The organism is Candidatus Tisiphia endosymbiont of Xenochironomus xenolabis (assembly GCF_964264705.1).
Classification (GTDB): Bacteria; Pseudomonadota; Alphaproteobacteria; order Rickettsiales; family Rickettsiaceae; genus Tisiphia.
The window spans coordinates 328,309-343,634 of record NZ_OZ183473.1 but is presented as its reverse complement, the minus strand read 5'-3'; the positions used below and the strand labels follow the sequence as shown (position 1 = coordinate 343,634).

The window sequence follows — 15,326 nt, the reverse complement described above, 5'->3', positions numbered from 1 at the left end:
ATAGCAAGAATTGATAGAATATCTTCATTATTTAATGATGATGGAGATAGTAGGTTATGGATGTAAAAACAGTATTAAATGAAGTAATAAAAGAACATTGTCCTTTTATACATAATAATCGTTTAAATGCGTTAATTTTGTACAAGAGGGATGAGTTTACCTTTGTATCAACATGTGTTTGAAGAAGGTGAATTAAAGGGCAGAACGGTAGAATTTCTAAATAAATTAAAGAGTATAATACCTGAGGGTAAAAGTGTTATTGTGATTATGGACGCTGGCTTTCATATTGAATGGTTTAAGGAAATAGAAAAACAAGGGTGGAGTTGGGTGTGTCGGGTACGACAAGGAAAAGATTTAAAATTAGCTAAGAATGAGGATTGGATATCAGTTGAAAATTTCATGCCATCAATTGGTTCAAAAACGATGGAATGTGGTACGATTCTGCTAACCAAAGCTCATAAATATTCCTGCAGAATGGTTACAACTTGCAAAGTACCTAAGGGGCGAGTGCAGAAGGTTAGCAGGAATCGTACTAGCAGCAAAACAGCAAATGGTTCATATAACAAAGCTGCAAAAGAACCTTGGATATTGGTAACTAACTTAAGTTCTGATGAATATAAGGGAGCGGAAATAGTGAGGTTATATAGCAAACGTATGCAAATAGAGGAAACGTTTCGAGTGATAAAAAATCATCAATTTGGTCTTGCTGGAAGATATATTAGAACTTTAGATGTGAATAGATGGGGAGTTTTAATGTTACTATCTGCCATTGTTATTATAACATATTGGGTTATAGGTGTGGTAGGCTATAGCCAAGGTATGCAAAGAATTTTCCAACCTAACACAGTAAAAGATAAAAAGATTTATTCGTATTTTACCCTTGGGAAATTTATTATTGAATTTAATTATTTGCATGCCATAAAACCATTGGTAGAATCCCTGGCATCTATTATAAAGACGGAGCTTTGTCGTGCTTAATTTCGTGGGGATACATCAGATTGCGAGGAGGCGTAAGCCTATGAAGCAATTGTAAGATCATTCTTGAAAAAATTAATAAAGTACATTATTATATATCAGATAATGATAACTAATATAGTAGCATAGTATGAGAACTATTATTGATATACCTGACATGCAAGTAAAAATTTTGAATCAACTATCAAAGAAAAAAAAAGTGTCGAGGGCAGAAATTATAAGACAAGCTTTGGCTGACTACATAACCAATTATACTAAAAGTAAAAAAGGCTATAAATCAGCATTTGGTATATGGAAAGATCAAAAATTGGATGGCTTATTATATCAACAAAAATTACGTGGTGAGTGGGGTGAATGAAAGTATTATTTGATACTAATATATTGATAGATTATTTGTTAGGACATACAGTGGCTAGTAAAGAACTTGAGCAATATAAAGATTGTCAAATTAGTATAATAACTAAAATGGAAATATTAGTTGGAGCGTCAGAGGATAACGACGAAACCACCAGAGAGTTCTTAGATAATTTTACCATAATTGACTTAAATAAAGAAATAGCTGAAATTGCCATCTCTATTAGAAAAGAGCATAAAATCAAACTACCTGATGCAATAATATGGGCAACAGCTAAATATTGCAATGGTTTGTTAATAACTAGAAATACCAAAGATTTTCCTATTCATGCCTCTGACATAAAAGTTCCGTACAATATATAATTGATAGAATGGGAATTCTATGAGATTATTTGGTTGTACATGAGTATCAACTTTCCAGTAATCGACCTCAGTTTAATAGGAATTATGATGTCCAAGACTTTAAAAATCGGTAAGTGTCAAGTACAGTTACTACCTTTATTGCTTACTATATTAGCATTTGTCATCCTCTTATCACTGGGGTTTTGGCAAGTTGCTAGATTACAGGAAAAAGAACTATTTTTAAGTTCAATAAAAAATAACCTTAATAATTCTCCTCTTGATATAAAAACACTTAGTGTAGATAAATTATATGCTAAAGTAAAAATGAAGGGGCATTTTTTGGTTGGTAAGAATTTGCATCTTTATGGACGTAAATCAATGGCCACGGAAAAAGATGGTTATTATTTAGTCAGACCTTTTCAAACTGATGATAACAAGATAATCTTAGTTGCCCTAGGGTGGTTTGCTGCGAGGTATAAGAAAGATATTGATAATATAACAGATGATTCGACGGAAATTACTGGTGTGATTCTCCCTGGGGAGAAAACCAAGCTGTTTGTCTTAGATAATGATGTTAAAAATAATGTTTGGTTTACTTTAGACTTAACTCAAGCATCTGATATTCTTGGTTTAACATTAGAGAATTTTTATTTAATTATGGAAGGTAAAGGTAATCACTCTGATATTCTTAAAGCTCTATCGATTAAAAATTTGCTGAATGTCAGAAATGATCATTTAGAATATGCCATTACTTGGTTTGCTTTGGCAATTTCATTAATAGTGATTTTTGTAATTTATCATTTGCCTAAAAAAAATTAGAGTGTAAACTGGACTATGAGACGCAAAAAAGTACAAAAAAGGAGTGGTTATGATATTAAAAGTAGGCGATATTGCACCAAATTTTACTATGCCAATAGGCGAAGATAGTAAAATCAATTTATCAGATTTATCAGGTAAGTTTGTTGTATTATATTTTTATCCGAAAGATGATACACCAGGCTGTACTATTGAAGCAGGTGATTTTAATAGGCTAAAGCCAGAATTTAAAAAAATGAATACCGTAATTGTTGGTGTATCAAAGGACAGTTTAGATTCTCATGACAAATTCAAGAAAAAATATTGTTTGGATTTTGATCTTGCGTCAGATTCTAACTCTGATACTTGTGAAAAATATGGAGTTTGGGTAGAAAAATCGATGTTTGGTAAAAAATATATGGGGGTCGAGAGAACTACCTTTTTAATAGACAAAAAAGGTACGATAGCTCACATTTGGTCAAAAGTGCAAGTGGCTAAACATGCTGAAGATGTGTTGAACCAGCTGCGGAAAATAAATTGAAATAATAATATCTTCATGTAGTATACAAAACAAATGTAACTTTATGTAGGTATAAATGACTAACTGGTTTTGTAAAGGTATTATTGTTGTTTATTTTCTTCTAACTATAACCCATGCAGCTCATGCTGAAAATTTTTTTGTAGTTAAAAAACAGGCTGAACAGTTAGAGAATAGACCTGTTGACAACCAGGCTATTGACCAGCTCAAAATATATTTACGGGAAATAAAATCTATTGCTGTGGATTTTATCCAAGAAGATTCGGCGGGAAATCAGGCTAAAGGGAAGCTGTTAATTAATAAACCTGCGAAATTTCGCTGTAATTATTATCCACCATTTCCTTTGGTGATTATTGGTAATGCTAACTATGTGTCGGTATATGACTATGATATGAAACATGTAAGTCGCATTAAGGCAGAGGAGAACGTATTTAATTTTTTGTTAGAAGACAGCATAGATTTTGATAAATATTTTAAAATTGAGTCGACGATAGAGCGAGATAGTATGTTTGAAGTTACTATTTATCATACTTTATCAGAGCGACGTAGTCAAATTACCTTTGACAAAGAGACTAAACAGATGAAAATGTTAAAAATACTTGAGGATGACAATGTTATTACCATAAAATTTAATCATATTGCAAAAGTACAGAATTTTGATGATGATTTGTTCAAGCTCAAACATCCAGACATATTTGGAGCACCAAAGAGACTGAACAAAAGCGATATAGAAAAAAAATATAATTTAGCTAGTTAAATAGCTTGCCTATAGATGAAAAAAGCACTATTTTATCACATGCTAGTAGTGGGCATTGGCTCTGTTCAGTTGGTCAGGTTCGAAAGGAAGCAGCCAAAATAGTCTCTGGTGGGTCATTACTAGCATATATATATTAGACCTCTTGCATAACCTAAAGATAATTGAGGAATTTTTAGGAAAAACGAAGTCGAGTACCGCAGCGTACTAAGATGTACGTGAGGAACGGAGACGAGTTTTGACAACAAAATTACCAATTAGATTAGGTTATGCAAGAGGTCTATTATGAAAATAAACAAAATTCATGCTATTGCACGGGCTTATATAACAGATGAAGATTCTGTGTTAGTTGCTGACAATGGAAAAAATCTATTTCTGCCTGGTGGTCACATAAAGTATCAAGAGCCAATTCATACCGCATTATCAAGAGAACTAAGAGAAGAAATTGGTCTAATTAATTTTGAATTAGGCAACTTTGTTGGCATGATAGAAAATATATGGGATTATAATTGCAAAGCTGTTCATGAGCATTGCATAATTTTTAAAGTTATTTCAAAAGATTTATCTATAAATAGAGAAGTTAAATCAAAGGAAGATCACTTAAAATTCCATTAGATAAAATTTAATGAACTGATAAATCTTAACTTTTTACCTGATGGTTTACATAATTTATTATCTAGATACGAAAAAGATGGTTTATCTCACTTTAAATCATTAATTAACCAATAAATGTGGATTGCCACACCACTACCTGTTCTTGCTAATGCACTAGTTATGGAATAATAAAATAAGCAATATCGCAAAAATAATGAAAACAGCTATTAGTGGAGCAAAAATATCTGCTATATTATAGATATAACAGATTTTGCCATAACTTAGTATACAAAATATTAAAGGAAGAACGGCACAAGTTTGGCTAAATGACAAATTAATCAGTTAAGTTAGTCAAATGACAAAAAAGTTAAAGCATGATTCATTAGTTAAAACAATAATGGCTGATCCTGTGGCAGCCCAAGAATTTTTGGAATATTATTTGCCGAATGATTTTAAGAGTTTAGTGGATTTATCAAAGATAACAGTAGAAAAAGAAAGCTACATAGAGGAATCTTTAAACAAAAAATATAGTGATATAGTATATGGAGTTGCTACCAAGAATCAGGGTAAGGCTTTTGTGTATGTGTTGATTGAGGCTCAGTCGGGCGTTGATTATTGGACAGCTTTACGATTATGGAAATACACATTATTATTGTGTGAAAGGCATAAAAAAGGAAGAAAGAAATTACCATTAGTATATAATTTAGTAATTTATAATGGTAAAGAAGTGTATACTGCCCCTAGGAATTTATGGAGCTTATTTACCGATGCAGTTATAGCCAAGAAAGTGATGACAGAAGATTATCAATTGGTCGATTTACAAAGCATGTCTGATGATGAAATAATGAAGAAGAAGCATGTTGGGATGTTAGAATATATGCTAAAACACATCCATCAACGAGATATGATAAAGCTTTGGGAAGAATTTCTACAAAGGTTTAAATTAGAGATATTAGTAGATAAGGAAAAAGGCTATATTTACATAAAATCATTTTTATGGTACACTGATGCTAAGCTTCCTGAAGCAAAGCAATCAGAATTGGAGGAAGTACTAACCAAATATTTATCAGAAGAAGAACAAGGTGTTATTATGAGAACTATTGCACAAAAATATATCGAAGAAGGCGAAGCTAGAGGTATCCATATAGGTAAAGTTGAGGGTAAAGTTGAGGGTAAAGCTGAGGGTAAAGCTGAGGGTAAAGCTGAATTTGTAAAGCTACTGTTAAAGAATGGCAATTCTGTGGGGTCAATTGCTAAGATGACAGGTATGTCTATTAATGAAATTAATGAATTGCTGAAAATGCAATAATGGGGGGTCTCCAAATCTTTTTAAAAAATTCTTAAAAAATATTTTTAAAATTTAGATTGCTGTAGTTGTGGCTGTGGAATTGTGGAGAACTTCGTTAGAAGTTACCCCTAAATCTACAGCCCGCTAAGCTCGCTACCCTCAAAAACTAGCTCGTTTTAGCAGCACTAATGTTATAGCCAATTCAGGAGAAGTAGATAGCAGGAACGATGGAGCGACGCCTATAAGTAATAGGCGAGCATTGAGCGACAACGTCTCCAATTTCTCATCAATTGACTATAAAACTCAATAGGACAAGAAAATTAGTAAGAAACAAACTTGGGGTACCGTGACCAAAACAACAGATCAGTATATTACTTTCGCTAGAAAATATCGTCCTACTAATTTCTCTGAGCTATACGGGCAAGAAGTTTTAACAAAGATTCTAAATTATACTATTCAAAAAGATCGTATATCTCAAGGTTATCTTCTTACTGGTATTAGAGGAGTTGGTAAAACTACGGCAGCACGTATTGTTGCTAAAACTATTAATTGTATCAATCCAATAGTTAAAGGTGAGTATATTAAGCCTTGTGAGGATTGTCAGAATTGTAATAGTTTTAACAAAAATAATCATCCTGATATAATTGAAATGGATGCTGCCAGTAAGACAAGTGTTGATGATATTCGTAAAATAATAGAAAGCAGTGATTATAAGCCGCTAATTGGTAGGTATAGTATCTTTATAATTGATGAAGTTCATATGCTGTCTAAAGGGGCATTTAATGCGTTACTTAAAATTCTTGAAGAACCACCAGCCCATGTTATATTCATATTTGCTACTACCGAACCACAAAAAATTCCATTGACCGTAATTTCTAGATGTCAACGCTATGATTTAAGAAGATTAACATTTGATGATATTTTCCAATTAATTCAAGAAATTGCCAAAAAAGAACAGTTAAAAATTGAAATAGAGGCTCTTAAAATAATTGCATCTAGATCTGATGGGTCTGCTAGAGATGCAGTTTCAGTACTAGATCAAGCAACAAGTTTGGGGGCAGGGGAGGTTATTACCCCTGAAATCGTTTATCAAATACTTGGTTTAGTTGATACAGCTAGTATCATCAAATTCTTTGAGTATATTATTCAAAAAGATGCGGCTAAGTCGATTGATTTAGTAAACCAACTTTATATCTCTTCAGCAAATTTAGAAATTTTTGTAGGCTTAGTTGCTGATTTTAGTGCCTATCTTAATAAGGCAAAGATATTACCTGATTATCAACATCCTATATATTTACCTTTTAATGATCAGGTTACAGCTATTTTAACAAAAGTTACCCTTTCTCAATTGTCTATTATCTGGCAAATATATAGTAAAGGGATTATAGAAATGAAAACTTCCCATAATCAGTTAATAGAAGCTGAAATGTTGGTGATAAAATCCATCTACTCACAAATGTTGCCATCATTAGAGGAATTAGTGGATATACATAATGAAGGGGGGCAATTAGAGCAACCAATATTACAACAATCAACTCAAAATCATCAAATTACCGCTTCTCTTGTGACTGATTTTCTGGAGTTTTTACATTTGCATAATGAAATGGAAATTTATTACAGATTGCTAAACCAAGTGGAATTAAAATCTTTTGCACTTCAGACTATGGAAATCGCTGGAAATGATCTGAATAATAAAATAAGAGAGCAAATTGCTAGCTTGTTATTTGCTTGGTCAGGTAAAAACTGGAATGTTATCATTACCAAGCAATCCCAAATAATCACTCTTAAAGAACAATTGATGAATAAAGTAAAATTAAGTAAAGATTGGGAAATTTTAACAAAACACTTTCCAAATGTCACGATTTCGGATATCCTATTAAAGAATTAAAGAGATGTAACATGGTAAATTTTAATCAATTTTTAAAACAAGCTCAGTCAATGCAGAAAAAAATGCAGGAAATGCAAGAGCAAATGGCAAGTACTGAATATTTTGGGAAAGCTGGTGGTGGGTTGGTAAATATTACCGTTAGTGGTAGAGGAGAGGTTCGTAAGGTCTCTATTGATGCCTCTTTGCTTAAAGAGACCGAGAAAGAGTTGCTGGAAGATTTAATTGTTGCAGCTTTCAGTGATGCAAAAAGCAAAGTTGATGAGGATTCACAAAATTCTATGCATAATGCTTTTGGTAATATTGGTTTACCACCTGGGCTAAAAATGCCATTTTAAATCCTTGTGACATATTTAATAACATTCTTGTAAATGTTGAAGGATATTGTGAGCGTTCACAGAAAAAAGTTAAAGTATAAGACGTCTATTAGGGAGAAGGCGTGAGCATAGTCCCCTACAATTTTTATTCTATAAGTATTACAACAGCATAAAAGCGTTATTGCGAGAAGGCGTAGCCTACGAAGCAATTCATTTCCGGTCATTTTTGGGATTGCTTCGTCGACTTTACGGTCTCCTCGCTAATAAACGCTTGGTGAGCAGATTTTTTATTCATCATAAGAAAACGGCAAAAAAACTGTGAATGCTCACAAGTTAGAATTTAAGCCTTGTGCCAATAAGAGCAACAGTACCTCTAGTTTTTGTTTTAGGAGCTTCAACAAAATAAACTGGTTTACCTTTAGCTTGGAAATAAGATATTTCAGCATAAGGCAACAACCCTGGTGTTACTAAATACTGAGTACCAAGACTTATTGTATCAACAGTATTTTTATACCTTAGCGATCTAAAATAGGAAACACTTGTTTTCATAGGTCCCTGCCCATAGGCAATTGCCCCCTTATAATATTGCGTGTTACGACCAACTTTATGGTAAGCTTTTGAAGTTAAACTTTTACCTAAATTACCATAAGAAGCTGCACAGGAAATATTACCGTAAGTAAAGATTGCTCCTAAATTGTAAGCAGCTAGATTTGATAGCTTATGTCTAGATAACACCTTGTCATCGGGGTCTAATACTATAATCTTACTAGCTGGTTTACCATACTCTCCTGTAATGCCCACTTTTACTGATACATCATCTATAATTTCATATTTATAGGATATTCCTGCAGAAATCGCATCTCTGACATTTTGATTTATAATCACCTGATTATCTTTACCACCATTTATATCTGGTACTTTTACTTTAGTTACACCAACCCCTAATTTACTCAATCCATTATCGTCTAAATTTTTTAGACTACGATTACCACCAGTATTTGCTGAATCAGGAATATAAGAAATACCAAACTGAAAACCTTGCATTTCCGGGGTATAGTAAGAAACTTTTCTAGATGCCTCTGTTTTACTACTGATGTCATCAAAGCTATTGCTGAACGAATCCATGTGAGAAGTACTGCTACCGGATGTGTCAAAATCTGGCTTTAGACCCTTATATTTCATGTTGTCATCATCTAGCACTGCAAACTTACTCCAACCACAACCACCAAGTGGTACAGCAGTTGAACCAGTACCAACACCTATCTTAGAAGCAGCACCATCAGGAGATCCTAACTCTACTTTACCATAGCCTGTTGCTAAAAAAATATGAGAACCATTATAAGCTGCAGAAAGTTTTGGTTTAGTTGTTGGTAGTAAAACTATTTTAGCTCCAGCTGTTACATCATTCAATTCTTGCTTGACAGTAGCCATAAAAGCAGATTCCGTATAAAATCCAAGATTTTTCTTATTATCAGTAATATTTTTACTTGTCCCTGACAATTTTTTCTGATTTCTATAACCAGATTGGAAATCAAAACATCCTTCTAATTTTATTTCTGTATCTGAAGCAGCATCAGCATCAGCTGGAGTAGTACTACCACTAGCGAATGCTATGCTTGAAAAACAAGAAAGACATAGTAACATCATTAATTTTTTCATTGTAATACCTAAATTTCAATTCACTTATCTTCATTCATCTATACTTAAACACAGACCAATTTCTTATTTAAAACTATAGCATAAGATAAATCATAATGTAACTAAATAACTCATAAATAGCTGTGTTCACTATATAAATAGGCTAGTTGTAATAGTAAATTTACAACTATAGTAATATTTTTTAATTGTTGCTAATATCATAGAAATATTGTATTTTAATTTAGTGGGTTGAAATTGTTGTGAAGAACAAAGGTGGGTTTAACCCACCTTTTTTATTAGATTTCCGGCATAAGTCAATCTAGTTGGTGATTTTGTTGTCAAAACTTGCCTCCGCTCCGTAACAATCGTTTATGTACGCGAAGGTAGCAGGCTTCGTTTCTCCTAGAAATCCCGAGGGCTTTTTTGACTTATGCAGGAAGTATATTGAAGTATTTAAAATATTTATATAGTAATGAAAACTATAGAGCAACAAATTATTAATGCTATCCAGGATAACCTAAAAGACCTTGGGTTTGATTTAGTAAAAGTAACTTTAAAGGGTTCAAGCCATAAAGTACTTGAAGTGTTAATAGATAGATTAGATGGCAAAAAGGTTAATATAATAGATTGTCGTAATGTTAGTAGAAATATCTCGGCAATCTTAGATGTTGAAGATATAATTAGTGATAAATATTTTTTAGAAATTTGTTCAGCAGGTATCGAACGTCCATTAATAAAATTTGAAGATTATACTAGATTTATCGGTAGAGAAGCTACCATAAAATTAAAAGAATTACTAAATGGTCAAACTCGATATCAGGGAAAGATAATTAAAGCTGAAAATAACAAAGTTTATCTGAATAGTAATGGTAAAGATATAGTATTTTCATTTGATATGATAAAAAAGGCTTCTTTGGTATTAACAGATGAAATGTTCAAAAATTTAATGAATAAAAAATCTTAAAAGGCAGTGACATTATGGTCAATATTGGTAACATAGAAATTTTACAGATCATAGAATCTGTAGCTAGAGAAAAGAACCTTCCTAAAGAATCCTTACTTTCGGCAATGGAACAGGCTGTACAGGCTGCAGGACGTAAGAAATATGGCAATGAACATAATATAAAAGCTGAGATTAACAGAAAAAATGGTAATATTAGTCTTTTTAGAGTCCTTGATGTAGTAGATGATGTAGATGATTATTTTACTCAAATTTCTTTAAGTAATGCTACTGAGAAGAAATCTGACGCTAAAATTGGCGATAAAATTTATGAACTCTTACCACCCATTGATCTTGGGCGTGTTGCAGCTCAAACAGCTAAGCAAATAATAATACAACGCGTTGGTGAAACGGAAAGAGAAAAACAATATGAAGATTTTAAAGATAAGAAAGGTGAGATTTTAAACGGTATTGTTAAGAGAGTAGAGTTTAATAATATCATAGTTGATCTTGGTCGTGCTGAGGCAATAATTAAAAAGGAACAGCTAATTAGAGGAGAAAACTTTAAAATTAATGACCGTATTAAAGCGTATGTACAAGATGTAAGATTGGTGTCTAAAGGTCCACAAATTTTTCTATCTAGAAGCGATGACCAAATGCTAATAAAATTACTTGAATTAGAGATTCCAGAGATTTATGATAATATAATTGAATTGCGAGCTATAGCCCGTGATCCTGGATCAAAGGCAAAAGTTGCAGTATTTGCTTCTGATTCTAGCATTGATCCTATAGGTTCATGCGTAGGAATTAAAGGTAATAGAATTAGAGCTATTACTAATGAACTTAATGGTGAAAAGATAGATATAATATTATGGAGTAAGAATATTGCCCAGTTTATTATGAATGCATTGGCTCCTGCAGAAATTGCAAAAATTGTCATCGATGAAGATAAAAATATAGTTGATGTAGTCGTATCTCAAGATAATTTGAGTCTGGCAATCGGTAGAAGAGGTCAAAATGTTCGTTTAGCATCTAGGCTTACTGGCTGGAATATTAATATAATGACCGAAGATCAAGAATCTAAACGAAGAAGTGATGAGTTTCGTTCTGCTACCGAGTTATTTATGGAATCATTGGATGTTGAAGAAGTGATAGCACAACTGTTATCTGCTGAAGGTTTTACTTCTTTAGAACAGTTGGCTTCTAGTAAGATTGAAACTTTAATGAACATCGAAGGGTTTGAAGAAGAATTAGCAACTGAAATAATGGAACGATCAATAAATTATGTAAATGCTAAGAATGAAAAAATTATTATTAAGCTTGAGGATTTAGGTGTTGAACAAGAATTAATTGATGTATTGGATTTACAACCAGAATTCATATTAAAATTAGCTGAATACGGTATAAAGACTATAGAAGATTTGGGAGAGCTAACAGTTAATGAGTTTAAATCATTAGTGCCTAATTCTAACATGGTAGATAATGATATCGAATTACTAATTCGCACAGCTCGTACTGGTGATGATGAGTAAGCTGTTTGAGTTGGGGAGAAATATTTGGTTATGGATGTTTCAAATCCTAGAAAGTTAAAAATTTTTTCAAATAATTTAACATTAAGTATTAGTACTCAGAATTTTATTGATATAATTTAATTAGTTATCGTAGGTAGTTTTCTAGTATAATATTACCAACAAAGATTGTGAGCGTTCACGGTTTTTTGCTATTTTCTTATGATGAATAAAAAATCTGTTCACCAACCGTCTATTAGCGAGGAGCCGCTTTGCGGTGACGTGGCAATCTAAAAAATGGTCAGGAATGAATTGCTTCTAGGCTTATGCCTTCTTGCTAATAGACGTCTTGTACTTTAACTTTTTTTCCGTGAATGCTCACAAAATAATTCTTCAAATCAGAAGAGTATACTATCTGCTAATCGTTGAATTAGGTAGCAGAATTATTTACAAAACTTTAGCATATATAATTGCTATTTAAAGGTTTAATATTTATGACGTATGACCAGGAACCTAAACCAAAGAAATTAACACTTGGTGGCTCAAAACTCTCGCTTAACAAGCCCTCTAAACCTACTAATGTTACTAGAGGTTTTGTTAGTTCTGCAAAAACTATTGTAGAAGTTAGGAAGAGTAGTACTCCAACTGGTACTTTGTCTTTTAACAAACTTTGGTCTAATGGTTCTACTGCTCAGAGCGGGGAATCTGCTGCTGGAGAAGAATTTAATAGACGCCTAACTATTTTAAAAAAAGCAGCAGAAGATGCAAAATCTAAGGGTATTGATAATAAGATTAGTACTCTTAGTAAACTTGCAACTATCAATCAATCTGTGTCACAAGACTGTTTAGAAGGTATCCCAGAAAATATCCAGGATGATGACTCACAAGATATTGAAAATGATTTTGAGGTACCTCCTACAACTCCATCTTCGCAAGATAGAAATCAATCAAAACCCTTTGTTAGATCACCAGTGATTGGTTCTCAGAGCCATTTTGGTGTTGCACTTGAAGATATTTCTTCAACAGATAAGGTTGGTGACAATAAAATAGTAGTGCCAAAGGTTAAAATTGAGGAGCCTAAAAAATTAAAAAAGGCAGATATTTTCAATATGCTTGATGCAGACGGAAGTGATAATGCCGGTAAGACTAGAAGCCTTGCCTCAATAAGAAGAGCAAGGGAAAAAGAAAAACGTAAAGCTTATCAACAAACACCCGACAAAGTGTATAGAGAAGTTATTATTCCTGAAGCCATTTCTGTCGGAGATCTAGCCAATAGAATGTCTGAGCGGGCAGCCGATGTTATAAAAGAATTGATGAAGCTTGGCATCATGGCTACGACCAGCCAAACAATCGATACAGATACAGCTGAACTTATTGCTACGACCTTAGGGCATACAGTAAAAAGGGTGCAAGAATCCGATGTTGAGAATATATTGATTAGTGAAGCTGATAAAGAAGAAGATTTAAAACATAGAGCTCCTATTGTAACGATTATGGGACATGTCGATCACGGTAAAACTTCGTTACTTGACGCTTTAAAATCAACTGATTTGGCAAGTCAAGAGGCAGGTGGCATCACCCAACATATTGGTGCTTATCGGATAACATTGCCTGATGGTAGGGCTATTACTTTCATTGATACTCCAGGGCATGAAGCGTTTTCAGAGATGAGGACTAGAGGTGCTAAGGTAACTGATATAGTAGTTATAGTAGTTGCAGCAGATGATGGAATCAAGCCGCAAACGATTGAAGCAATTAATCATGCTAAGGCAGCAAATGTCCCGATAATTGTTGCAATAAATAAGATTGATAAGCCGGATATTAATCTTGACCGAATTAAGAATGATCTGTTAATGTACGATTTAGTTAGTGAAGAATTAGGTGGTGATACCATAATTGTACCAGTTTCCGCTTTGAAGAAAACTAATTTAGATAAGTTAGAAGATGCTATATTATTGGTGGCAGAAATGCAGGATATTAAGGCTAACTTTAGCGGACTCACTGCTGGTGTGGTCATAGAAGCAAAAGTTGATAAAGGTAAAGGAGCTGTGGCTACTATATTGGTACAACGTGGTACTCTAAGAAATGGAGATATAGTAGTTGCCGGAACGAAATATGGTAAAATTAAGAGAATGAATAATGATAAGGGAGTGGATATTACCGAGGCAGAACCAAGTTTACCAGTAGAGATTTATGGTTTAAATGAAGCTCCGCGGGCAGGAGATCAGTTTAATGTAGTACAGAATGAAAAACAGGCTCGGGATATTATAGAATATCGTGAACGATTGGCAAAAGAAAAGAAAATTTCTGTTACTCAAAGATCAAGCCTAGAAGAATTGTTCCTAAAAGCTTCTGGCAGTGCTGGTATGATAAAAGAATTACCAATAATTGTTAAAGGTGATGTACAAGGTTCGATTGAAGCAATTGTTACTAGCCTATTAAAGCTACCAAATGATGAAGTTCGTGTAAGAATTTTACACCATGCAGTAGGTGGAATATTGGAGTCAGATGTTACCTTAGCTAAAGCATCCAATGCTATTATTATTGGCTTTAACGTTAGAACTAATAATAATGCTTTTGCTATGGCAGAAAAAGAAAAAGTGGATATTAGATACTACTCTCTTATTTATAATTTACTAGACGATGTTAAATCAATACTCAGCGGTATGCTTTCACCAATTATTCGTGAGCAATATATTGGTACAGTCGAGATCAGACAAATATTCACTGTCTCAAAAGTTGGGAAAATTGCTGGGAGTTATGTTACTAAAGGTACTATTAAAAGAGGTGCTAGGGCTCGCTTATTACGAGACAATATCGTTATTCATGAGGGAAAAATTAAAACTCTCAAACGTTTTAAAGATGATGTCAAAGAAGTTCATGAGGGCTTTGAATGTGGTATCGCTTTTGAAAATTATGAGAATATCGAACAATTTGATATTGTAGAAGTTTTTGAAATTATTGAAGAAAAAAAACAATTATTGTAAATGCAAAAAGTTTCAGATAGAGAAAAATCTTCAAGACAAAAAAAAGTTGCAACATTAATAAATGCAGCATTAGTGGAAGTACTAAGACGTGGTAAAATGTTAGATGAACGATTGATTAATTGTCCAGTAACTATTACCAAAGTCTTAGTTACAGCTGATTTAAAAGTAGCAGATTGTTACTTTTTACCGTTTAATACGGTTTTTAATAAAATACAACTTACTGAATCTTTAAATAATTCGAAATATGCTATAAGAAATTTTATAACTGCTAAAATTAATTTAAAATATTCACCGGAAATTCGTTTTCATTATGATCACGGATTTGATAATGCCGATAAAGTTGATAAATTATTGAAGCAAGCTGAGACTAATAGGATGAGCTAGGACAAAATAGACTTACCTAGCATAAGT

Annotated in this window: 15 protein-coding genes and 1 other RNA gene; 15 read left to right on the top strand and 1 reads right to left on the bottom strand. The window is 32.9% G+C overall.

Annotation, left to right across the window (positions count from 1 at the left end; translation table 11 throughout):
• Window positions 1-150 precede the first annotated feature (150 nt).
• From ACFELY_RS01750 to ACFELY_RS01695, 11 genes are all read left to right on the top strand, one after another.
• Window positions 151-978, top strand: coding sequence for an IS4 family transposase (locus ACFELY_RS01750; RefSeq protein WP_375333465.1), 828 nt, complete (start codon window positions 151-153; stop codon window positions 976-978).
• A gap of 127 nt (window positions 979-1,105) precedes the next feature.
• Window positions 1,106-1,333: a CopG family transcriptional regulator gene (locus ACFELY_RS01745; RefSeq protein ID WP_341748994.1), complete on the top strand. Its 228-nt coding sequence runs from the start codon at window positions 1,106-1,108 to the stop codon at window positions 1,331-1,333.
• The gene (locus ACFELY_RS01740) at window positions 1,330-1,692 is read left to right on the top strand and encodes a type II toxin-antitoxin system VapC family toxin (RefSeq protein WP_094648949.1); all 363 of its coding nucleotides are present in this window, start codon (window positions 1,330-1,332) and stop codon (window positions 1,690-1,692) included. The genes ACFELY_RS01745 and ACFELY_RS01740 overlap by 4 nt, the downstream gene beginning before the upstream one ends.
• An 84-nt stretch (window positions 1,693-1,776) precedes the next feature.
• Window positions 1,777-2,490 (top strand): SURF1 family protein, encoded by a 714-nt coding sequence (locus ACFELY_RS01735; protein WP_375333464.1) that lies wholly within the window; start codon window positions 1,777-1,779, stop codon window positions 2,488-2,490.
• A gap of 49 nt (window positions 2,491-2,539) precedes the next feature.
• Window positions 2,540-3,007 carry a thioredoxin-dependent thiol peroxidase gene (bcp, locus tag ACFELY_RS01730; protein WP_094648947.1) on the top strand — a complete coding sequence of 156 codons (468 nt, stop codon included), beginning with the start codon at window positions 2,540-2,542 and terminating at the stop codon, window positions 3,005-3,007.
• A gap of 55 nt (window positions 3,008-3,062) precedes the next feature.
• A complete protein-coding gene (locus tag ACFELY_RS01725) occupies window positions 3,063-3,761 on the top strand; it encodes an outer-membrane lipoprotein carrier protein LolA (protein ID WP_375333463.1) in 699 nt (232 codons plus the stop codon).
• 37 nt (window positions 3,762-3,798) lie between these two features.
• Window positions 3,799-3,892, top strand: an RNA gene (gene ffs, locus ACFELY_RS01720) — signal recognition particle sRNA small type.
• A gap of 151 nt (window positions 3,893-4,043) precedes the next feature.
• Window positions 4,044-4,373: an NUDIX domain-containing protein gene (locus ACFELY_RS01715; RefSeq protein ID WP_375333462.1), complete on the top strand. Its 330-nt coding sequence runs from the start codon at window positions 4,044-4,046 to the stop codon at window positions 4,371-4,373.
• Window positions 4,374-4,707: 334 nt separating this feature from the next.
• Window positions 4,708-5,661: an Rpn family recombination-promoting nuclease/putative transposase gene (locus ACFELY_RS01710; RefSeq protein ID WP_375333461.1), complete on the top strand. Its 954-nt coding sequence runs from the start codon at window positions 4,708-4,710 to the stop codon at window positions 5,659-5,661.
• 325 nt (window positions 5,662-5,986) lie between these two features.
• On the top strand, window positions 5,987-7,528 hold the full coding sequence (dnaX, locus tag ACFELY_RS01700; protein WP_375333460.1) for a DNA polymerase III subunit gamma/tau: 1,542 nt from the start codon (window positions 5,987-5,989) through the stop codon (window positions 7,526-7,528).
• Between the two features lie 11 nt (window positions 7,529-7,539).
• On the top strand, window positions 7,540-7,863 hold the full coding sequence (locus ACFELY_RS01695) for a YbaB/EbfC family nucleoid-associated protein (protein ID WP_094648943.1): 324 nt from the start codon (window positions 7,540-7,542) through the stop codon (window positions 7,861-7,863).
• A gap of 312 nt (window positions 7,864-8,175) precedes the next feature.
• Here ACFELY_RS01695 and ACFELY_RS01690 read toward each other — a convergent pair whose 3' ends face one another.
• On the bottom strand, window positions 8,176-9,501 hold the full coding sequence (locus ACFELY_RS01690; RefSeq protein WP_375333459.1) for a porin: 1,326 nt from the start codon (window positions 9,499-9,501) through the stop codon (window positions 8,176-8,178).
• A 451-nt stretch (window positions 9,502-9,952) separates the two neighbouring features.
• On the opposite strand from ACFELY_RS01690, the gene rimP reads away from it, so the two are divergent.
• The 4 genes from rimP to rbfA all read left to right on the top strand — a co-directional run bounded on the left by rimP (window position 9,953) and on the right by rbfA (window position 15,299).
• A complete protein-coding gene (rimP, locus tag ACFELY_RS01685) occupies window positions 9,953-10,444 on the top strand; it encodes a ribosome maturation factor RimP (protein ID WP_341759775.1) in 492 nt (163 codons plus the stop codon).
• Between the two features lie 14 nt (window positions 10,445-10,458).
• Window positions 10,459-11,952 (top strand): transcription termination factor NusA, encoded by a 1,494-nt coding sequence (nusA, locus tag ACFELY_RS01680; protein WP_341759776.1) that lies wholly within the window; start codon window positions 10,459-10,461, stop codon window positions 11,950-11,952.
• A gap of 470 nt (window positions 11,953-12,422) precedes the next feature.
• Entirely contained in the window at window positions 12,423-14,915 is a 2,493-nt protein-coding gene (gene infB, locus ACFELY_RS01675) for a translation initiation factor IF-2 (RefSeq protein WP_375333458.1), read from the top strand.
• A complete protein-coding gene (rbfA, locus tag ACFELY_RS01670) occupies window positions 14,916-15,299 on the top strand; it encodes a 30S ribosome-binding factor RbfA (RefSeq protein ID WP_341759778.1) in 384 nt (127 codons plus the stop codon). It abuts the gene before it with no gap.
• Window positions 15,300-15,326 lie beyond the last annotated feature (27 nt).